This is a genomic window from Ruania alba, assembly GCF_900105765.1.
In the GTDB taxonomy this organism is placed as follows: domain Bacteria; phylum Actinomycetota; class Actinomycetes; order Actinomycetales; family Beutenbergiaceae; genus Ruania; species Ruania alba.
On record NZ_FNTX01000002.1, the window covers coordinates 838,936 to 858,272 of the forward strand.

Consider the following 19,337-nt stretch of genomic DNA (forward strand, 5'->3'; position numbering starts at 1 on the left):
CCGCCTTGCGCGGGTGCGTCGGCGTTGTGCAGGTTCAGACTGGCTGGGCCGCCGGCAGTAGGTCCAACAGATAGGTCGCGGGCGACTCGGTCTGGTCCCAGGCCGAACTGAGCACCGAGACCGTCCAGCGCGGCGAGTCCGCCTGGGCGAGCGGCCGGATGGCCAGCGTCTCGGCCCGTGGTTTCGAGGCCACGTGCTGCGGCACCACGGCGATCCCCAACCCGCGCCCGACCAGGTCCAGCAGCGTGTGCACGTCGTTCACCGTGCAGCGCACCCGCCGGTGCAGCCCGCGGCTGCTGAACGCGTCGTCGTTCAGGGTACGCACGCCCCAGGACGTGCCGAAATCCACGAAATCCTGGTCCTGCAGCGCTTCCCAGGGGATGTCGGTGAGCCCGGCGAGCGGGTGGTCCGGTGGCGCCACCACCACGAGCGGCTCCTGCCCGATCGTGGCGTGCCGGAGCGAGCCGAGGTGCTTCTCAGTGGCCACGAAGGCCACGTCCAGCGACCCGGACCGGATCATCGCCACCAGATCCAGTGATCCGGCCTGGGCGAAGTGCGTCTCCACGAGGGGGTGCCGCCGGTGGAACCGCTCAAGCAGCCCGTTCACGTCCACCATGCCGAGGCACTGCTCCGCGCCGATGCGCAGCCGCCCGGAAAGGGCCGCCCCGGCGCGCACGACGGCGTCCCTCGCCCCCGCGGCCTGCTCCAGCATGGATCGGGCGTACGGGAGCAGGGCGTAGCCGGCCTCGGTGGGCTCCACCTTGCGGGTGGTGCGGGTGAACAGGCTCGTGCCCAACTCGCTCTCCAGGCTGCGGATCGCCGCGGACAGGCCCGACTGGGAGATCCCGGCGACCACGGCCGCCCGGGTGAAGTGACGTTCGTCGGCCAGGGCAACGAGGTACTCCATCTGCCGCAGATCCATCACATCACCCTAGGTTCTCAATCTCATTCGAGAGAGTTGTTGGACTTCTCAATCGCGAGGTTCCTAGGCTAGAGCACGGTGACAGACCGTCGCACTCGTCTCGTGGAGGAGATCGCCATGCAGGAACGCAAGATCGGTAACCGTCGTGTGTCCGCCGTCGGGCTGGGTGCGATGCCCATGTCGATCGAGGGGCGCCCCGACCCGGAGCGCTCGATCGCCACGATCCACGCCGCGCTGGACGCCGGTGTCACCCTCATCGACACAGCCAACTCCTACCACCGCGACGCCGGCGAGGAGGGCCACAACGAAGAGCTGGTCGCCCGCGCGCTCCGCCAGCGCAGCGTCAGCCCGGATGAGGTGCTGGTGGCCACCAAGGGCGGCACGCAGCGCCCCGGCGACGGGTCCTGGATCAAGAACGGCCGACCGGAACGGCTGAAGGAAGCCGCGAAGGACTCCGCCCGCCGGCTCGGGGTGGAGGCGATCGGCCTGTACCAGTTCCACCGGCCCGACCCCGAGGTCCCCTTCGCCGACTCGATGGGCGCGATCGCCGAGCTGCTGGACGAGGGCGTGATCCAGATGGCCGGCATCTCCAACACCGACATCGCCCAGATCGACGAGGCGAACGAGATCCTCGGCGGCCGCCTGGCCAGCGTGCAGAACCAGTTCTCCCCGCGGTTCCGCTCCAGCCAGGGCGAGCTCGAGCACTGCGCGCAGCTCGGCGTCGCGTTCCTGCCGTGGAGCCCGCTCGGTGGCATCGCCAACGCCGCCGAGCTCGGCGAGCAGCACGCCACCTTCCAGGCCGTGGCCGACGAGCTCGGCGTCAGCGTCTACCAGGCCACGCTCGCCTGGCACCTCGCCCTCGCCCCCGAGGTGGTGCCGATCCCCGGCGCCTCCCGCCCGGAGAGCATCATCGACTCCGTGGGCGCCGCCGACGTCCAGCTCACCAGCGAGCAGGTCGCCCGGCTCTCCGCCGCCTGAGCTGCCTGACACCCGCACTCCCACCAGGAGCACTCATGAAGACCTTCACCATGCCCGGCACCGACCTCACCGCACCGAACGTGGTGCTCGGTCTGATGCGCATCCAGGACAAGTCCGACGAGGAGGTGCGCACCCTGGTGCGCACCGCCACCGACGCCGGCATCACCTTCCTCGACCACGCCGACATCTACGGCTCGGCCACGCACGGCTGCGAGCGACGCTTCGCCGAGGCGATGCAGCTGAGCAGCTCCCAGCGCGAACAGCTGATCATCCAGTCCAAGACTGGCATCGTCCGCGAGGACGGGCCCTACTTCGACTTCTCCTACGAGCACATCATCTCCGGGGTGAACGGGTCGCTCGAGGCGCTGGGCACCGACTACCTGGACATCCTGCTGCTGCACCGGCCGGACGCCCTGGTCGAGCCGGAGGAGGTGGCCCGCGCCTTCGACGAGCTCGCCGCCGCCGGAAAGGTGCGTCATTTCGGCGTCTCCAATCACACTCCGCGCCAGATCGACCTGCTGAAGACCGCGGTCACGCAGCCGATCGTGGCGAACCAGATGCAGCTGTCCATCACGCACTCGCCGATGATCGCCCAGGGTGTGGCGGCGAACATGCAGAACCTCGACCAGTCGATCGCACGCGAGGACGGCCTGATCGACTACTGCCGCCTGAACGGCATCACCGTCCAGGCGTGGTCGCCGTTCCAGGCCGGGTTCTTCGACGGCCCGTTCCTCGGGTCCGAGCGCTATCCGGAGCTGAACGCGGTGATCGATCGGCTCGCGGCGAAGTACGACGTGCCTGCCATCGCGATCGCGGTCGCGTGGATCACCCGCCACCCGGCGCAGATGCAGGTGGTCATCGGCACCACCACACCGGAGCGGGTCACGGCCTCAGCGGCCGGCTCGGACATCCCGCTCACCCGGGCCGAGTGGTACGAGCTGTTCCGCGCCGCCGGGTACACCGTCCCCTGAGGGCTTCGGCACGGTGGTGGTCGCTTTCGGCCGGAAAGTGGCCACCACCGTGCCCCACCGGGGGATGCCCGACGGCGGCCCTACAGGTAGTGCCGCTGCCTCGCTCTGAGCTCGGCGTAGGCGGCGTAGGCGGCCCGGGTGCTCTCCAGCCGGGCCACCTCGGCCACTGGCACGTCCCACCCGTTCGTCGCCGGCGGGTTGGGGCCGACCGGGTCGGTCTCGATCACGATCACCGTGGCATCGTCGGCCGCCGCAGCCTCGGTGTACGCCTCGCGGAAGTCCGCGATCGTGTCCACCGAGACGGTCCGCACCCCGAAGCTGGCGGCGTTCGCGGCCAGGTCCACGCCCACATGCTCGCCCGCGAGCCGGCCGGAATCGTCCCGCATCCGGTACTCGGTGCCGAACCGCTGCGAGCCCACCGACTCCGACAGCGCCCCGATCGAGGCGAACCCGTGGTTCTGCAGCACCACCACGATCACCTTGAGGCCCTCGGCCACGATGGTCGCCAGCTCGGTCGGCATCATCTGATACGTGCCGTCCCCGACGATCGCCACCACCTGATGCTCCGGCTCGGGCCGCGCCAGCCGCACCCCGACCGCGGCGGGCAGCTCGTACCCCATGCAGGAGTAGCCGTACTCCAGGTGGTACTGCGCCGGACCGGCGGCCCGCCACAGGGCCTGCAGGTCCCCGGGCATCGACCCGGCGGCATTGATCACCACGTCCTCGGCACCCATCAGCTCGTTCAGCGCGCCGAAGACCTCCACCTGGGCCGGGAGCCCGCCCGGCGCACCCTGACCGGGATGGGTGAGCTCCGCCGTCACGCGTGCCCAGTCCTCGGTGCGGGTGCGTGCCTCGTTCGCGTACCCCTCGTCCACGCGGTACCCCTCCAACGCCGCATGGAGCGCCGTCAGCCCCTCCCGGGCATCGGCCACCAACATGGAGGCGCTGTGCTTGGCGGCATCGAAGGAGGCCACGTTCAGGTTCACGAAACGCACGTCCGGGTCCGCGAATGCGGTGTGGGACGCCGTCGTGAAGTCCGAGTAGCGGGTCCCCACACCGATCACCACATCGGCCTGCGCGGCGAGCGCGTTCGCGGAGGCCGCGCCCGTGGAGCCCACACCGCCGACCGCGCACTCGTGGTCCGCGGGCAGCGCTCCCTTGCCGGCCTGGGTGTCTGCCACCGGGATGCCCGTGGCGTCGGCGAAGGCGGCGAGCGCCGCGCTGGCGCCAGAGTAGATCGCACCGCCACCGGCGATGAGCAGCGGCCGCTTCGCCGAGCGGATCACGTCGGCGGCACGCTCCAGCGCGGCCGGTTCGGGCACGGGGCGGGCCACGTGCCAGGTGCGCTCACGGAAGAGCTCGAGCGGGAAGTCATGCGCCTCGGCCTGCACGTCCTGCGGCAGGCACAGGGTGACCGCACCGGTCTCGGCCGGGTCGGTGAGCACCCGCATCGCCTGCGGCAGCGAGGCGATCAGCTGCTCGGGCCGGGTGATCCGGTCCCAGAACCGCGAGACCGGTCGGAACGCGTCGTTCACGCTTACCTCGGGGGAGCGCGGGTCCTCAAGCTGTTGCAGCACCGGGTCCGGACGGCGGGTGGCGAAGATGTCCGAGGGCAGCAGCAGCACCGGCACCCGGTTGATCGTCGCCAGCGCGGCCCCGGTCACCATATTCGTCGAGCCCGGGCCGATCGAGGCGGTGCAGGCGAAGGTCTGCAGCCGATTCCGGCTCCGGGAGAACCCGACGGCGGAGTGCACCATCGCCTGCTCGTTGCGCACCAGATAGTACGGCAGGGCCTCCTCGCCGTCAGCAGGATCCACCGCGTTCTGCAGCAGTGCCTGCCCCACCCCGGCCACGTTCCCGTGCCCGAAGATCCCGAACGCACCGGGGATCAGCCGCTGGCGCACCCCGTCGCGCTCGGTGTACTGCACGGAGAGGAAGCGCACCAGGGCCTGCGCCACGGTCAGCCGCACGGTCTCGTTCTGCACGGTCATGCCCGTGTCTCCTCGGAGCGGCCCGCGAGCGGCAGCCGCGGGTCCACGGTCTGCTCCGGCCACGTCTCGCGCACCCAGGTGTAGTGCGGGTCGTCGGTCATCTTCCACACGCCGTCCCGTTCCGGACCGGCCATCACGTTCAGGTAGTACATGTCATAACCCGGCGGCACCATGCACGGCCCGTGATACCCGTGCGGCACGAGCACCGTGTCCCCGTTGCGCACCTCCGCGAGCAGCTCCATCGGACGCTCCGGCGTGCCGTGCTGACGGTGATAGCCGACCCCCTCGCTGCCGGCCGCCTCGGGCGCGTGCGAGCGGATCCGGAAGTGGTAGATCTCCTCCAGGATGCGCTCGTCCTCGGTGTGCTCGTCGTGCTTGTGCGGCGGGTAGGAGCTCCAGTTCCCGCCCGGGGTGATCACCTCCACCGCGAGCAGGCGGTCCGTCTGGACCGCGTTGCCGAGGGCGTAGTTGCGCACCTCCCGCGAGGCCATCCCGGAACCGCGCAGCTCGAGCCGCACCTCGTCGCTGGAATGGTAGGAGGCGGTGAGCGTCTCCTCGGCGCGGGCGGTGGGCACGGCGAGCCGGCTGGTGGTCAGGTCACCGGTCGCGCGCACCTCGGCCGTGGTGCCGCGCGGCAGGTACAGATAATCGGTGAGCGTGGAGAACTCGTCGGGCCGCCCGTGCAGGGCGAACGTCTGCTCGCCCACGGTGATCTCGTAGGACCCCGCCATCGGCAGGGCGAGGGCCTCGTCGTGCTGCGTGGAGATCGTCACGGCAGCCCCGGTGGACATCTCCAGGACCTTCAGCCCCGAGTATGCCCAGCCGGCGCGCTCGGGCGTGATCTCCAACACGTACGGGCCGTTCGGCGCGCTTCCCGCCTGCACCAGCAGCTCGGCATCACCCATGATGTGCGATCCTCCTCGGTCGTTCTGATCAGTTCACAGCAGTCGTGCGAGCAGTGCTCGTCAGAGCAGCCCGACGGCGGCGTCCACCGCCGCTGCCACGTCACCGGACGGTGGGTACAGCAAGGTCCGCCCGATCACCAGGCCCAGCACGTTCGGGCAGGCGAGCGTGGCCTGCCAGCCTGCCATCGCGACGTCGGGGTTCTCCGGCACCTCCCCGCCGAGGATGAGGCTCGGCATCGTGGTGGCGGCCATCACCCGCTCCGGTTCGGCCACGGAGGGCAGCTTCAACCAGGTGTGCGCTGAGGTGCGGCCGAGCCCGCTGGCCACCGCGATGGAACGGATCACCGCATCCGGGGAGAGGTCGTTGCGCAGGCGGCCGTTCTCGGTATGGCTCCAGAACGGTTCCACCATCGAGACGAGCTCACGGTCGGCGAGGTCGTTCACCGCGTCCGCGCAGGCGGTCAGCGTGGCGGCGGTCCCGGGTTCGTCCGGAGCCACCCGCAGCAGCATCTTCCCGCCGTTCAGCCCGGCATCGGCGATCCCGCGCGCGTCATAGCCGGTGAACCGGTCGTCGGCCTCGAACACCGCCCCGGGCAGCCCACCACGGTTCATCGAGCCGAACACGAGCTTGCCCTCGAGGGCACCGAGCAGCGCCAGGTCCTCGATCAGATCGGCGGTGCCGAGGAAGCCGTGCACGCCGGGGCGGGACAGCGCCTCCATGATGCGGCCGAGCAGATCCGTGCGGTCGGCCATCGCCATGGCGTCCGGGCCGGCGCCGAGGGAGCCCCGGGCCGGGTGGTCGGCGGCGATGATCATCAGCTGCTCGCCGGGGGAGGGCATCCGCCCGGGCGCACGGGCGGCGAGCGCCTCGGCGATCCGCCGGGGCGTGTGCGCGCGGATCTGCGGCAGATCCGCGATCAGCGCCGGTGCCGTGGTGGCCGTCATCGGTGCTCTCCTCCGTGTGAACGCTCCGGTGCCGGGCAGTGGCGGGCCTGGTTCATCGACCGGCCTGCGCGTTCACCTCGGTGACCGGGGTGCCCGCGAGCACGGCCTCCACCTCGGCCAGGGTCGGCATCGCGGTGGAGCACTCCAGGCGGGAGGCGACGATGGCCCCGGCGGCGCTCGCAGCCTCGATCATGCGCTGCAGCGGCCAGTCGTTGACCAGCGCGTGCACCAGGGCGCCGCCGAAGGCGTCCCCGGCGCCCAGGCCGTTCACCACCTCGATCGCGGTGGGGGGAACCTCGACCCGCTCGGTCGCCGTCTTGGCCAGCGTCCCGGCCGGTCCCTGCTTCACGATCGCCAGCCGCACACCGGCCGCGAGGAGGGCGTCAGCGGCACGTTCGGGCTCGGTCTCCCCGATGGCCACCTCGCACTCCTCCCGGTTTCCGACGGCGACGCTCACGTGGGCGAGTGCCTCCTGCATCTGCGCCGTCGCCTCACCCGGCTCGGGCCAGAACATCGGCCGATAGTCGAGGTCGAGCACGGTGTGGCCCTGCCCGTGCGCGGCGCGGTGCGCGAGGGCGGCGTGGTGCGCGGACCGGCTCGGCTCGGTGCAGAACCCCGTGCCGGACACCCAGAAGAGGTCGGCCTCGGCGATCTGGGTCATCGGCATGTCCGCCACGCGCAGCTGCAGGTCCGGGGCGCTGGGGCGGCGGTAAAAGTAGAGCGGGAAGTCGTCGGGCGGGAAGATCTCGCACAGCGTGATCGGGGTGGGCAGGTCCGAGTCCGTCACCACGTGCTCGTCGCTGACACCGAGCCGGCGCATCTCCTGGCGGACGTACCGGCCGAACGGGTCGTCACCCACTCCGGTGAGCACGGCGGCGGGGCTGCCCATCCTGGTGGCGGCCACGGCCACGTTGGTGGGGCTACCGCCGAGGAACTTGCCGAAGGACTGCACGTCCTCCAGGCCCACCCCGACCTGCAGCGGGTAGAGGTCGACGCCGGAGCGTCCCATCGTGACGACCTTCATGACCAACCTTTCCAGCACTCATGCGGTGTGCGTCGGTGCCGCCCGCGCGGCCCGATCCCCATGATTGTGCCCTACTCAGGCCGATTGGTACACCCGATTGTCCTAACATAGTGTGCTGTCACGTGTAGTTTGTATGCTCAGACATATGTGACGTGCGACCAAGGAGGCGTGATGGGGTCCGACGAGACCGCCATCTTGCGGGTGGAGCTGGACCGAACGAGCGCCACACCGCTGTATCAGCAGCTCGCCACCGCGATCGAGCAGGCCATCGAGGGCGGGGCGCTGGTGCCGGGCCAGCGATTGGAGAACGAGATCGCGCTCGCCGAGCGGCTGCGCGTCTCACGCCCGACGGCGAGACGAGCCCTGGCCGAGCTGGTGGACCTGGGCATGCTGGTGCGCAAGCGTGGCGTCGGGACCCAGGTCGCGCCCGTACGGGTGCGCCGCAAGGTCGACCTGTCCAGCCTGTACGACGATCTCGAGCGGTCCGGACGTAAGCCCACCACCTCCGTGCTGGATTACAGCGTGGGGCCCGGCTCGGCCGAGATCACGGCGGCACTGGACCTGCCCGACGGAGCGGACGTCGTCACCATCCGGCGCATCCGTAAGGCCGACGGTGAGCCGCTCGCCCTGATGACCAACTACATCGCCCTCGAGCTGGCGCCCAGTTACGAACAGCTCGGAGCCGTGGGTCTGTACCACGCGCTGCGGGAGGCCGGGGTGGAGATCCACATGGCACACCAGCAGATTGGCGCCCGTGCGGCGACCGCTGCCGAGGCGCGAGTGCTCGAGGACAAGCCGAAGACGGCCGTGCTCACCATGGAGCGGACCGCCTTCGACGCCACCGGGCGTGCGATCGAGCACGGCCAGCACATCTACCGCGCGAACCGCTACAGCTTCTCCACCACCCTGTTCGCCCAGTAGCCGGCACGCCCCGACGCCTGCGCCAGATCGACGGGTAATTTCGTGCTACTCGAAGGGCTGGCAACCGGCGTGCGTGTCAGGATCGAGGGTATGACCAACGCCCAGGAACCGACCGCGCGGTGGTCGGCGCCACGCCGTCTCCAGCTGCCGATGTGGCTGTACCCGCTGGTGGGCGTGACCGCGGTACTCGTGGGCCTGCTGCCCTGGTTCCGCCGTGGCTTGCGGTTGCCGGTGCAGAACCTCTGGGCCGGCGAGCTGCCGGGGACGATGCCGTTCGCTCTGCTGCCGCTGAACCAGTACTACCTCACCGCCATCCTCGGGCTGATGGTGACCGCTGGGCTCCTCGCCGGGCTGGTGGTGCACGCAGCGCCTGCGAAAGAACGTTCCAGGGCCACGGCGCTCACCGCCCTCGGCGTCAGCATCGGCTACCTCGGCGCAGGTCTGCAGAGCGGGTGGGTGTTGGCCCACGGACTGCAGGAGAGCACCCTCGCCCGCGCCTACCTGGCCTTCGTGATCGGCTGGACCGTGGTCAGCGCCTTCGGCGGGCTGATCGTTCTCGGCCTGCTGGGCCGAGGGCGTCGGGGTGGAGTCCCGTTGGCGGTGGCGCTCGCCGCCCCCGCGCTGGGCGCCTGGGCCGCGATGCTGATCTCGCCCTCCCCGGCGACCGCGACACCGTTCGCGTGGGACGCCGTCGAGATCTTGCGGTGGCTGCCCGCTGTGGCGGTGGGCGTGGCACTGGGTTGGTGCGGCGCGCGCACCGTGGGGCGCCTCGGCGCCTGGATGCTCAGTCTGGTGCTGCTCTACGTGCTGCCGGGGGTGCTGACGGCAATCTCCTCCGCGGCGGGCTATCGGGTGGCCGGTGACCCGTCGGAGCTGATCGCTGCCGGCCTGGACGCGCTCTCTGCGGCGCTCGCCCCGGATGTGGCGGGCCCACCCGTACTGGTGGCCGTGTCCATCGCGATCGTGGGAGCGATCATCGAGGCCGTGCTGGCCTGGCGCCGGTCCAAGCAGCCACGCGCACCGCGGCCCGCGGCGGGTGAACAATAGGTTCTCGCTGTGTCGGTGGGCAGTCGTAGAGTGCCATCTTGTGACCGAACCAGTGATCAGCGCCCGGGGGCTGCGCAAGACGTACGGTGATTTCGCGGCCGTGGACGGGATCGACTTCGAGGTCCGGCCCGGTGAGAGTTTCGGGCTGCTCGGACCCAACGGAGCCGGCAAGTCGACCACGATGCGGATGATCGGCGGCACCCTGGACCGCACCGGCGGGGACCTGTCGGTGCTCGGGCTGGACCCGGGGCCGGACGGACCTACGGTGCGTGCGCACCTGGGGGTGATCCCGCAGCAGGACAACCTCGATGAGGAGCTCCGCGTGCGGGAGAACATCGTCATGTACGGGCGCTACTTCGGCCTCTCCCGCTCGTTCCTGGCGGCGAAGGCGGACGAGCTGCTCGCGTTCGCCCAGCTCGAGGCGAAGGCCAAGGAGAAGGTGCAGGCTCTCTCCGGCGGGATGAAGCGGCGCCTGACGATCGCGAGGGGACTGGTGAACGAGCCCCAGATCCTGCTGCTCGACGAACCCACGACCGGCCTGGACCCGCAGGCACGGCACGTGCTCTGGGACCGTCTGTTCCGGCTGAAAGAGGCCGGTACCACGCTGGTGGTGACCACCCACTTCATGGACGAGGCCGAACAGCTCTGCGACCGGCTCATCGTGGTCGATCACGGCCGCATCATGGCCGAGGGCAGCCCGCGGCAGCTGATCCGGGAGCACTCCACCCGGGAGGTGGTCGAGTTGCGCTTCGGCTCGGCTCGTAACGCTGAGGTCGTGGCCGAGATCTCCGGGATCGGGAGCCGGATCGAGGTGCTCCCGGACCGGGTGCTGATCTACGCCGATGACGGCGAAGCCGCCCTGGAAGAGGTGGCTCGCCGTGGCCTGACCCCAGTGACGTCGTTGGTGCGCCGTTCCTCGCTGGAGGACGTGTTCCTCCGCCTCACGGGAAGGTCACTCATTGACTGACCGACCTGTGGTGGGCCACCACCACGATGATCTGGACACGACCGCCCTGGCCTACTCCGGGCAGGCGCCCAGTCACGCCGAGATGGCACGACGGGTCCGCCGGTTCGGGGCCTGGTACTACGCCGAGGCCACGTTGCGCGGGATGCGTGCCTACCTGGTGCCGATCACGCTCACGGCGATCGGCCAGCCGCTGCTGTACATCATCGCGATGGGCTTGGGCCTCGGCGCCCTGGTGGGCAGCGGTGTGGGCACCGTGGACGGGGTGGACTACCTGACCTTCGTGGCACCGGCGCTGTTGGTCTCCACGGTGGTGATGTCGGTGACCGGAGAGATGACCTACCCGGTGATGGGCGGGTTCAAGTGGAAGCGGACCTACTTCGGCGCCAGTGCCACCGGGCTGGCACCGAGTCAGATCGCTCTCGGGCACCTGTTCGCGGTGGTGATCCGGTTCGTGGCGCAGGCCGGGATCTTCTGGATCGTGGCGGTGGCCTTCGGTGCCACGCCGCTGGGCCTGTCGGTGCTGATGGTGCCGATCGGGGTGCTCGCCGCCCTCGCCTTCGGCGCCCCGTTGCAGGCGTATGCGGCAAGCATCGAGGGGGAGGGGTTCCAGTTCTCCTTCGTACAGCGGTTCATCGTGATGCCGATGTTCCTGTTCTCCGGCACGTTCTTCCCGCTGAGCGTGATGCCGATCTACCTGCAGTGGATCGGGTGGCTCTCACCGGTCTGGCACGGCACCCAGCTCGCCCGGGTGGCCGCCTACGGCGCGGACGTGCCCGGCTGGCTCATCGCCGTGCACCTGGTGGTGCTTGCCGCGGCCGCGATGGCCGGGATCTGGTGGGCGCGGAAGGTCTACACGCGGAGGTTGACCTCATGAGTGTGCTGGACCGGACCGGAGCGGGTGGATCGGCGGCGCGGAAGCCGCTGGCCGAACCGGGCGCTCGCAGCAGCGTGGCCTCGGTACTGGAGCGCGGGTTCACGGTAATCCGCAACCAGAACTGGATCATCCTGGTCTCCGGCTTCTTCGAGCCGGTCTTCTTCCTGCTCGCGATGGGCATCGGGATGGGCATGCTCGTGGGCGCGGTCGAAGGGCCGGGCGGCCGGGAGGTCACCTATGCGGCCTTCATCGCCCCGGCACTGCTGGCCACCTCGGCCATGAACGGCGCCTTCTACGACTCCACCTGGAACGTCTTCTTCAAGCTGCGCCTCGCGAAGCTGTACGAGGCGATGCTGCAGACCTCGCTCTCCCCCTGGAACGTGGCGCTCGGAGAGATCCTGATGGCGCTCTTCCGGGGCCTGCTCTACGCCGTCGGGTTCCTCGGGGTGCTCGCGATCCTGGGCCTGGTGACCTCCTGGTGGGCGCTCGCGATGGTGCCGGTGGCGGTGCTGATCGCCTTCGGGTTCGCCGCGCTCGGGATGGGCGTGACCAGCTACCTCACCCGATTCCAGCAGATGGACCTGCTGAACTTCGTGATGCTGCCGATGTTCCTGTTCTCGGCCACCCTCTACCCGATCACCGTCTACCCCGAAGCCGTGCAATGGGTCGTGATGGCGCTCCCGCTGTGGCACGCGGTGGAACTGATGCGCCAGCTCTCCGTCGGGTACCTCACCTGGACCACCGCCGTGCACGTGGCCTACTTCGTCGGGATGGCCGGGGCGGGCCTGTGGTTGACGACGACCCGGCTCCGGGCGCTGTTCCTGCGGTGAGGTGGGTGCAACTATCGACTGTCCTGAGCGCCATGCTGCCCTATTCGGCAGCAGATCGCTCAACGCCGTCGATACTCTCAGGCCTCGGGGAGTTCCAGCTGCCGCAGCCGGGAGTACGCCCCGCGCATGTGGTCGGCCACAGCCTCCCGGGCCGCCGCCGGGTCGCCTGAGGCGAGGATGTCCCGCAGCTCCTTGTGCTCGGGATAGCCGACGGTGGGGAAGTCGGGGAAGTTGATATTGCGGGTGTGCAGGAAGAAGGCCACCTGGCTGCGGATCGAGGTCCACACGCGCAGCAGCCGCACGTGGTCGGCGGCGTCGTAGATCACGTCGTGGAAGGCGAGATCCAGCGCCACGGCCTCCTCCGGCTGCACGGCCCCCGAGGTGCTCTTCATCTCCTCGAGCACCCGGTCCAGCTCGGCCAGGTGCGCCGCGGTGAGCCGGGTGGCGGCCCGCTCACCGGCGAGGGTCTCGACGGCGGTGCGCAGTGTGTGCACCTCGTCCACGTCGCGCTGGGTCAGGATCGAGACGAACGCGCCGCGGTGCCGTTTGATCTCCACCTGCCCCTCGGCCTCGAGCAGGGCGAGAGCCTCGCGCACCGGTCCACGGCTGACGTCCAGCGCCTCGGCGATCTCGGCCTCACGCAGCCGGGCGCCCGGGGCCAGTTCCCCGCTGGCCATCTTCTCCCGGAGGATCTGCACCACGTGCTCGCTCAGGGACGTGCGCGGACCGATGGTCCCCAGCGTCATCGCGTGCCCCTCCCTCGTCGTCGGTTCGTCCGGTCTGCGGTGCGCTCTCCGGCCCGTGCTCTCATGATCGCCTCTTTCGCCCGTGGGTGCCCATCATTCCGACGCGACACCCTTGATGTAGAAAATATAGCGTTGACAATCTGCAACTGGCCAGACTAGCGTCATCGCAAGCGTCGTCACCGAGGACGACCGCCCCACTTGCGGGGCCGGCGCCGAATCACCGAGAGGCATCCACCGACCGTGAGCTTTCGCACCGAGACACCGCCGCAGCACACCGGTAACGACACCGGCGCCTCGCCGTACCCGAGGTCCGCACCGAGCGATCCCTCCGCCGCTCATGTGCACCAGGCCCAGGTGCGTGTGGACGCCACCGCCGACGCGGGCCCGATCGCCCGGATCTGGGAGAGCATCGGCTACGACGAGTTCAACTGGACCTACACCTCCACCGGTCGCACCCTGCTGCAGACCTTCGGCGAGATGACCGAGCGCGGCTACCACGTGCGCCCGCACTACGTGTTCTGCTCCGGCAGCGGCTTCGGCATCCCGCACTGGGGCAACGGCAACGTGTACCACGAGGACGCCGAGGGCAACATCTCCTACGACTTCACCATGGTGGACCAGGCCTATGACGCGATCGTCGAGGCCGGGCACCACGTGCTCGTCGAGCTCGCCTTCACCCCGCGGGACCTGTTGCCCGATCACGCCGACGAGCTCACCGTGGTGCCCAGTCCCACGGTGTACAGCCCGTACGAGGCCGGCCAGTGGGCCTACCCGCCGCGGGACTACGGCCGCTGGGGCGACCTGGTGGCCGCGCACGCCCAGCACTGCCTGGACCGCTACGGCGCCGACGAGGTGGACACCTGGTTGTGGGAGCTGTGGAACGAGCCGGACATCTCCTACTGGCGCGGCACCCCGCAGGAGTTCTACGACCTGTACTCGGTCACCGCCCGCGCCGTGCGGCGCGTGCTGCCGCAGGCCAAGGTCGGCGGCCCGGCCGTGACCGGCGCAGGGGTGGAGTTCATGCGCGGGTTCCTGCAGCACACCCGCGCCCAGTCCGACCCCCTGGACTTCGTCTCCTTCCACACCAAGGGGTCGGCGTTCACCCCGTGGCGCGCCTACGGGCACACCGGGGCTGAGGCTGCGGAGCGGCAGAACCCCTCGGCGAACAAGATGATCTTCGAGGTGCAGCGCCTGCTCCGGGTGATCGGCGAGTTCCCCGAGTACCACGGCCTGCCCGCGATCGTGGACGAGTGCGACGCCGGCGTTCCCGCGCACTACTCCTTCTACGACAACGGCAACTTCGCCTTCCAGAACACCGAGTACTTCCCGGTGTTCCAGGCCAAGCTGATGAAGAAGCTGCTCGACCTGAATGCCCTCGAAGAGGTGCAGGTGGCCGAGGCGACCTCCTGGAGCTTCTACTTCGAGGGTGAGCGCTACTTCGAGGGCACCCGCGCCTTCCTCACCGCCGGGGGCATCGAGAAGCCGCTGCTGAACGCCTACCGGATGCTCGCCCACCTGGGCCAGCGCCGGCTCGCCGCCACCAGCGACGCGGCGGTATCCGTGGCCGAGATCGACCACGCCAGCGGCGCCAGCATGCCCGAAGAGGTGGACGCGCTCGCCACCGCCACCGAGGACGGCCAGGTCGCCCTCCTGGTGTGGCGGCACACCGACGACCAGTACGCCACGGACGAGGTCCAGACCGAGGTGAGCATCGCCGTCGACGGGCTCAGCGGGACCGGATACACGCTGCGGCACTGGCGCATCGACGCCGACCACTCGAACGCGCACACCCGGTGGAACGAGCTCGGTTCGCCGCAGCTGCTCAGCGATGACCAGCTCGCCACCATCAAGGCCCGGCAGGGCTTGGAAGAGCTCGAACCGCCACAACAGATCACGACGGCGGAGGGCACCTTCGCCACGACGGTCACCCTGCCGTTGCCGTCAGTGTCGCTGCTGGTGCTGGAGCCAAACTCATGAGCGGGCAGACCTTCGCCCGGCAGGTGCCACTGAGCTCGGGCACCTCGATCCCGCAGCTCGGCCTGGGCGTGTTCCAGGTGGGTCCGGACGAGGCACAGGCCGTGGTGGAGCAGGCCCTGGAGGTCGGCTACCGGCACATCGACACTGCCGCCGCGTACGTGAACGAGTCCGGGGTGGGGGCGGCCATCCGCGCCAGCGGGCTGCCCCGTGAGGAGGTCTTCGTCACCTCCAAGCTGCGCAACGGCGACCAGGGCCATGACTCCACGCTGCGCGCCTACGCCGACACCTGCTCCCGGCTCGGCCTGGACCGACTGGACCTGTACCTGATCCACTGGCCGAACCCGGCCGCCGGGCTCTGGCAGGACAGCTGGCGCGCGATGGCGAGCCTGGCAGAGGCGGGTGAGGTGGCCGCCGTCGGGGTGTCGAACTTCCTGGTCGAGCACCTGGAGGAGCTGGCGGGCCTGACCGAGGTGAGCCCCGCCGTCAACCAGATCGAGGTGCACCCCACCTACGCCCAGCGTGAGCTGCGGGACTACTGCCGGCAGCGGCAGATCGCCGTCGAGGCGTACTCCCCGCTCGGGCAGGGCACCGATCTGGGGCACGAGACCATCACCGGGATCGCCGAGCGCCTCGGCGTCACGCCCGCGCAGGTGATCCTGCGCTGGCACCTGGACTCCGGGCACATCGTGATCCCGAAGACGGTCTCGACCGAGCGGATGCGCAGCAACGCCGACCTCGACGGCGTACCGCTCACCACTGAGGACCTGGCAGCCATCGACGCGCTCGAGGCCGGGCTGCGCACCGGCAACGACCCGCGCACGTTCGCCAAGTCCCAGATCCGCTGACCCACCCACCCGTTCGGAGAACTCGATGGCGAGTCCCACTCTGATCGCCGAGACGGCTACCCGGTCCGGCTCGGCGTCTGGCAAGACGGTCAAGCGCCCCGGCCAGCGCGTCCGGGAGCGCCGCCGCAACCTGTGGATCTACGCGTTCCTGCTTCCCACCTTCGTGCTCTACGGCCTGTACACGCTCTACCCGATGGTGGCCAGTTACTGGTACTCGCTGGTGGAGTGGAACGGCTTCTCCAGCCAGCAGACGTTCGTCGGGATCGAGAACTACCGGCGGGTCTTCGCCGACCCGCTGTTCTGGTCCTCGGTGAAGGTGACGTTGCTGTTCATGCTGATAGTGGCGCCGCTGCGGGTGTTCGGTGCGTTCTTGCTGGCGATCCTGCTGAACTCCCCGAAGCTGCCGTTGCGCTCGTTCTTCCGCACTGCCTACTTCCTGCCGGTGGTGACCACCACGGCCATCGTCGGTGTGGTGATGCGGTTCATCTTCGACCCGGCCAGCGGCCCGACGGCGGCGCTCGCGACCATCTTCGGGTTGGGCCCGATCGATCTACTGGGATCGTCCGAGACGGCGCTGATCACCGCTGGGGTGATCTACGTGTGGAAGTTCTTCGGCATCACGCTGATCTACTGGCTGGCGGCGCTGCAGACCATCCCGGCGGATCTGTACGAGGCGGCCCGCATCGACGGTGCCGGCCCGGTGCGGCTGTTCCGCTACATCACCCTGCCGATGCTGATCCCGTTCCTGCTGATCATCTCGGTGCTCACGATCGAGGACTGCTTCCACGCCTTCGACCTGATGCAGACGATGACCGCGGGTGGGCCGTTCTTCAGCACCGAGATCATCGAGATCTACATCTACCGGTGGGCCTTCGCGGCCTCCATCCCGCAGCTCGGGTTCGCTTCGGCGGCGGCCGTGCTGTTCGGGGTGATCGTGCTCCTGGTGGTCATCCTGCAGGTGTGGGCGACGGTGGTTTCACGACGGATGCGAGGTCGAGCATGAGTGCCACGACGGCGGAGCGCACGCCCCGCACGACGCGTCGCCTGGGCCGCCGGTTCTGGTGGTGGGTACTGACCGCCCTGCTGCTCGCGCTGGCGTTCGTGTGGGTGTTCCCCTTCATCTGGATGGTCTCGGCCTCGCTGAAAACCTCCGGAGAGATCTTCGGCGGTGGACTCGGGCTCATCCCGGAGGCCTTGCAGTGGGAGAACTACTCGCGTGCCTGGATCGATGGGCAGTTCAACGTCTACCTCCTGAACACGGTGATCGTGACCGTGGCGACCACGGCGATCGTGGTGGTGCGGTGCGCCCTGGCCGGCTATGTACTGGGGCGGTACCGGTTCCCGGGGTCGCGGCTGGTGATCGCGATCCTGGTGGCGACGTTATTCGTGCCGACCGGCTACACGATCATCCCGGTGGTCAAACTCTCCATGGAGCTGGGACTGCTGGACAGTCTCGCCGGGATGATCCTGGCGCTCGCGGGGGCGGCGAACGTGGCCTCGATCCTCATCTATGCCGGGTACTTCCGGGGGATGCCCGCCGAGCTCGAGGAAGCCTCGATCGTCGACGGCGCCGGCTTCGTGCGCACGTTCACCCAGATCATGCTGCCGTTGTCGATGCCGGTGACGGCGACCGTCGGCATCCTGACCTTCCTGTTCACCTGGAACGCGTTCTTCCTGCCCCTGGTGTTCTCGTTCTCCAACCCGGCGCTGCGCACCGTCAGTGTCGGCATGCAGGCCTTCGTCGGGGAGAACTCCACCGACTGGCCGGGAATGGCCGCAGCGGGCGTGATCTCGTTGCTGCCCATCGTGGCGCTGTTCGTGTTCATGCAGCGCTACTTCGTCGAAGGAATCGCCGGGGCGGTGAAGTCCTGACCGAACTCCCTTCGTCCCTGCCCCCTGTTCGATCCTTTTCCGATCTCGATGAGGAGATTCACATGACTCGCAACGCACTGAGCCGCCGTCAACTGATGGGCGGCGCCGGACTCACCGGAATGGCCGGTCTGCTCGCCGCATGTGGCGGGGAGAGCCCGCCCCCGGACCCCGCCGGTGGTGGCGGTGGTGGCGGTAACGGTGAAGGCCTGCAGTGGTGGGACCACTTCGGTGGCCTGCAAGACCTGCATGGCGAATGGGCCACCACCGAGGGCGACCGCATCGGCGTCCCGATCGAGTACTCCTACAACGAGCCCAGCCAGACCACCGAGGCACTCCAGGTGGCGAACCAGACCGATTCGCTGCCGGACATCTTCTCCAACGTGCTCGGCCTGCCGCTGCCGGCGCTGGTCGAGGCCGGCTGGCTCAGCCCGATCACCCTCTCCGACGAGGCGATGGCACGCCTTCCGGAGGGGACGTTCACCGAGGGCATCACCATGATGGACGGGGAGATCTACGGTCTTCCGGCCCTCTCGGACCGGCAGTACTGGGCCTGCACCTGGTACAACTCCGAGATCGCCGAGGAGGTCGGCTTCGAGCCACCGCAGAGCTACGACGAGCTGCGGGCGGCGTTGCAGGCGATCGCCGATCACGGCGAGTACGCCCCGATGACGCTGGCCCTCGGCGCTGCCGGGCGGATCCGCGACCAGGTGGACGGGCTAGCCCAGGGTGGTGGCTTCCCGGGCTGGCAGGGCCTGCGCTACGACACCGGTGAGTACGAGTACCAGCACGACACCTACGTCAACGCGATCGAGCTGTTGAAGGAGATCTCCGACAACGGCTGGCTGCTGCCGGGAACCAACTCCTTCCAGATCCCCGATGCTCGTGGACGGTGGGCGGCCGGTCAGATCGGGTTCTTCATCGACGGCCCCTGGTCGCCGGGCGGGGTGCGCTCGCTGAACGCCGAGCACCTGCCCCGGATGGCCGTGGCCGGCATGCTGACCCCGGGCGGGGAGGAACTGATCATCACCCGCGGCGCCCCGGCGCCGACCTGGTTCATCGCCGGATCCAGCGCCAACCCTGAGGCCGCCAGTCAGCTGGTGGAGACCTTCACCCGGGACGACTACCAGCGGGCGCTGGCCGAAGCGATGGACCAGCCGCCGTTGAACCTGGACGTGGTGGCCGAGGCGGACGTGATCGACCCCTACGCCTGGCTGATCGACGACTTCAAGGAGCGGGTCTTCCGTGCACCGGAGCCCGAGGTCCGCAACGTCGCCGCCACCGAGGCGCTGGCGCGCACCACCCCGATCGCCCCGCACCTGGGCGACATCATCCAGGGCTACCTGGGCGGGGATATCAGCGATCTGCAGAGCGAGCTGGTCAAGCTGAGCGACGCGTTCAACTCCGACCTCGACTCGGCGATCGATTCCGCGGCTGCTGAAGGCTTCGAGGTCTCCCGCGATGACTGGGCGTTCAGCGACTGGCAGCGCGGCACCGACTACACCTACTGACCACATCGAGTACG

General features: G+C 69.4%; 18 protein-coding genes. 12 read left to right on the plus strand and 6 right to left on the minus strand.

The window, feature by feature from the left end:
• Positions 1-34 precede the first annotated feature (34 nt).
• Positions 35-922: a LysR family transcriptional regulator gene (locus BLU77_RS14275; protein WP_089773766.1), complete on the minus strand. Its 888-nt coding sequence runs from the start codon at positions 920-922 to the stop codon at positions 35-37.
• A 117-nt stretch (positions 923-1,039) separates the two neighbouring features.
• Between BLU77_RS14275 and BLU77_RS14280 the strand changes: the two genes are divergently transcribed.
• Together BLU77_RS14280 and BLU77_RS14285 are read left to right on the plus strand one after the other, a co-directional pair.
• Positions 1,040-1,900, plus strand: coding sequence for an aldo/keto reductase (locus tag BLU77_RS14280; protein ID WP_089773767.1), 861 nt, complete (start codon positions 1,040-1,042; stop codon positions 1,898-1,900).
• Between the two features lie 35 nt (positions 1,901-1,935).
• Entirely contained in the window at positions 1,936-2,871 is a 936-nt protein-coding gene (locus BLU77_RS14285; protein WP_089773768.1) for an aldo/keto reductase, read from the plus strand.
• An 80-nt stretch (positions 2,872-2,951) separates the two neighbouring features.
• Here BLU77_RS14285 and iolD read toward each other — a convergent pair whose 3' ends face one another.
• From iolD to iolC, 4 genes are read right to left on the minus strand one after another with little or no spacing between them, the layout of a single operon-like run.
• Complete coding sequence (iolD, locus tag BLU77_RS14290) at positions 2,952-4,862, minus strand: 3D-(3,5/4)-trihydroxycyclohexane-1,2-dione acylhydrolase (decyclizing) (protein WP_089773769.1); 1,911 nt, start codon at positions 4,860-4,862, stop codon at positions 2,952-2,954.
• Entirely contained in the window at positions 4,859-5,767 is a 909-nt protein-coding gene (gene iolB, locus BLU77_RS14295; RefSeq protein WP_089773770.1) for a 5-deoxy-glucuronate isomerase, read from the minus strand. The genes iolD and iolB overlap by 4 nt, the downstream gene beginning before the upstream one ends.
• Before the next feature lie 60 nt (positions 5,768-5,827).
• Positions 5,828-6,712, minus strand: coding sequence for a Cgl0159 family (beta/alpha)8-fold protein (locus tag BLU77_RS14300; protein ID WP_089773771.1), 885 nt, complete (start codon positions 6,710-6,712; stop codon positions 5,828-5,830).
• Between the two features lie 52 nt (positions 6,713-6,764).
• Complete coding sequence (gene iolC, locus BLU77_RS14305) at positions 6,765-7,736, minus strand: 5-dehydro-2-deoxygluconokinase (protein ID WP_089773772.1); 972 nt, start codon at positions 7,734-7,736, stop codon at positions 6,765-6,767.
• Positions 7,737-7,907: 171 nt separating this feature from the next.
• Here iolC and BLU77_RS14310 point away from each other — a divergent pair, with 171 nt between their 5' ends.
• From BLU77_RS14310 to BLU77_RS14325, 5 genes are all read left to right on the plus strand, one after another.
• Positions 7,908-8,657 (plus strand): GntR family transcriptional regulator, encoded by a 750-nt coding sequence (locus BLU77_RS14310; protein WP_089773773.1) that lies wholly within the window; start codon positions 7,908-7,910, stop codon positions 8,655-8,657.
• A gap of 90 nt (positions 8,658-8,747) precedes the next feature.
• Entirely contained in the window at positions 8,748-9,704 is a 957-nt protein-coding gene (locus tag BLU77_RS22735; protein WP_245708871.1) for a hypothetical protein, read from the plus strand.
• A 40-nt stretch (positions 9,705-9,744) separates the two neighbouring features.
• Positions 9,745-10,671 carry an ABC transporter ATP-binding protein gene (locus BLU77_RS14315; RefSeq protein WP_245708872.1) on the plus strand — a complete coding sequence of 309 codons (927 nt, stop codon included), beginning with the start codon at positions 9,745-9,747 and terminating at the stop codon, positions 10,669-10,671.
• Entirely contained in the window at positions 10,664-11,545 is an 882-nt protein-coding gene (locus tag BLU77_RS14320; RefSeq protein ID WP_245708873.1) for an ABC transporter permease, read from the plus strand. Before BLU77_RS14315 ends, BLU77_RS14320 begins: the two co-directional genes overlap by 8 nt.
• The gene (locus tag BLU77_RS14325) at positions 11,542-12,375 is read left to right on the plus strand and encodes an ABC transporter permease (RefSeq protein WP_089773775.1); all 834 of its coding nucleotides are present in this window, start codon (positions 11,542-11,544) and stop codon (positions 12,373-12,375) included. The genes BLU77_RS14320 and BLU77_RS14325 overlap by 4 nt, the downstream gene beginning before the upstream one ends.
• 77 nt (positions 12,376-12,452) lie before the next feature.
• Here BLU77_RS14325 and BLU77_RS14330 read toward each other — a convergent pair whose 3' ends face one another.
• Positions 12,453-13,121 (minus strand): GntR family transcriptional regulator, encoded by a 669-nt coding sequence (locus tag BLU77_RS14330; protein ID WP_089773776.1) that lies wholly within the window; start codon positions 13,119-13,121, stop codon positions 12,453-12,455.
• Between the two features lie 240 nt (positions 13,122-13,361).
• Here BLU77_RS14330 and BLU77_RS14335 point away from each other — a divergent pair, with 240 nt between their 5' ends.
• The 5 genes from BLU77_RS14335 to BLU77_RS14355 all read left to right on the plus strand — a co-directional run bounded on the left by BLU77_RS14335 (position 13,362) and on the right by BLU77_RS14355 (position 19,323).
• Positions 13,362-15,098 carry a GH39 family glycosyl hydrolase gene (locus BLU77_RS14335; RefSeq protein WP_089773777.1) on the plus strand — a complete coding sequence of 579 codons (1,737 nt, stop codon included), beginning with the start codon at positions 13,362-13,364 and terminating at the stop codon, positions 15,096-15,098.
• Complete coding sequence (locus tag BLU77_RS14340) at positions 15,095-15,943, plus strand: aldo/keto reductase (RefSeq protein WP_089773778.1); 849 nt, start codon at positions 15,095-15,097, stop codon at positions 15,941-15,943. The genes BLU77_RS14335 and BLU77_RS14340 overlap by 4 nt, the downstream gene beginning before the upstream one ends.
• Positions 15,944-15,968: 25 nt before the next feature.
• Complete coding sequence (locus BLU77_RS14345; protein WP_089773779.1) at positions 15,969-16,946, plus strand: carbohydrate ABC transporter permease; 978 nt, start codon at positions 15,969-15,971, stop codon at positions 16,944-16,946.
• On the plus strand, positions 16,943-17,815 hold the full coding sequence (locus tag BLU77_RS14350; protein ID WP_089773780.1) for a carbohydrate ABC transporter permease: 873 nt from the start codon (positions 16,943-16,945) through the stop codon (positions 17,813-17,815). Before BLU77_RS14345 ends, BLU77_RS14350 begins: the two co-directional genes overlap by 4 nt.
• A 62-nt stretch (positions 17,816-17,877) precedes the next feature.
• Entirely contained in the window at positions 17,878-19,323 is a 1,446-nt protein-coding gene (locus tag BLU77_RS14355) for an ABC transporter substrate-binding protein (RefSeq protein ID WP_089773781.1), read from the plus strand.
• Positions 19,324-19,337: the final 14 nt, after the last annotated feature.

Coding starts and splice junctions, on each gene's coding strand:
- BLU77_RS14275 (WP_089773766.1), bottom strand. CDS start 922: ATGGATCTGCGGCAGATGGAGTACCTCGTTGCCCTGGCCGACGAACGT.
- BLU77_RS14280 (WP_089773767.1), top strand. CDS start 1,040: ATGCAGGAACGCAAGATCGGTAACCGTCGTGTGTCCGCCGTCGGGCTG.
- BLU77_RS14285 (WP_089773768.1), top strand. CDS start 1,936: ATGAAGACCTTCACCATGCCCGGCACCGACCTCACCGCACCGAACGTG.
- iolD (WP_089773769.1), bottom strand. CDS start 4,862: ATGACCGTGCAGAACGAGACCGTGCGGCTGACCGTGGCGCAGGCCCTG.
- iolB (WP_089773770.1), bottom strand. CDS start 5,767: ATGGGTGATGCCGAGCTGCTGGTGCAGGCGGGAAGCGCGCCGAACGGC.
- BLU77_RS14300 (WP_089773771.1), bottom strand. CDS start 6,712: ATGACGGCCACCACGGCACCGGCGCTGATCGCGGATCTGCCGCAGATC.
- iolC (WP_089773772.1), bottom strand. CDS start 7,736: ATGAAGGTCGTCACGATGGGACGCTCCGGCGTCGACCTCTACCCGCTG.
- BLU77_RS14310 (WP_089773773.1), top strand. CDS start 7,908: ATGGGGTCCGACGAGACCGCCATCTTGCGGGTGGAGCTGGACCGAACG.
- BLU77_RS22735 (WP_245708871.1), top strand. CDS start 8,748: ATGACCAACGCCCAGGAACCGACCGCGCGGTGGTCGGCGCCACGCCGT.
- BLU77_RS14325 (WP_089773775.1), top strand. CDS start 11,542: ATGAGTGTGCTGGACCGGACCGGAGCGGGTGGATCGGCGGCGCGGAAG.
- BLU77_RS14330 (WP_089773776.1), bottom strand. CDS start 13,121: ATGACGCTGGGGACCATCGGTCCGCGCACGTCCCTGAGCGAGCACGTG.
- BLU77_RS14340 (WP_089773778.1), top strand. CDS start 15,095: ATGAGCGGGCAGACCTTCGCCCGGCAGGTGCCACTGAGCTCGGGCACC.
- BLU77_RS14345 (WP_089773779.1), top strand. CDS start 15,969: ATGGCGAGTCCCACTCTGATCGCCGAGACGGCTACCCGGTCCGGCTCG.
- BLU77_RS14350 (WP_089773780.1), top strand. CDS start 16,943: ATGAGTGCCACGACGGCGGAGCGCACGCCCCGCACGACGCGTCGCCTG.
- BLU77_RS14355 (WP_089773781.1), top strand. CDS start 17,878: ATGACTCGCAACGCACTGAGCCGCCGTCAACTGATGGGCGGCGCCGGA.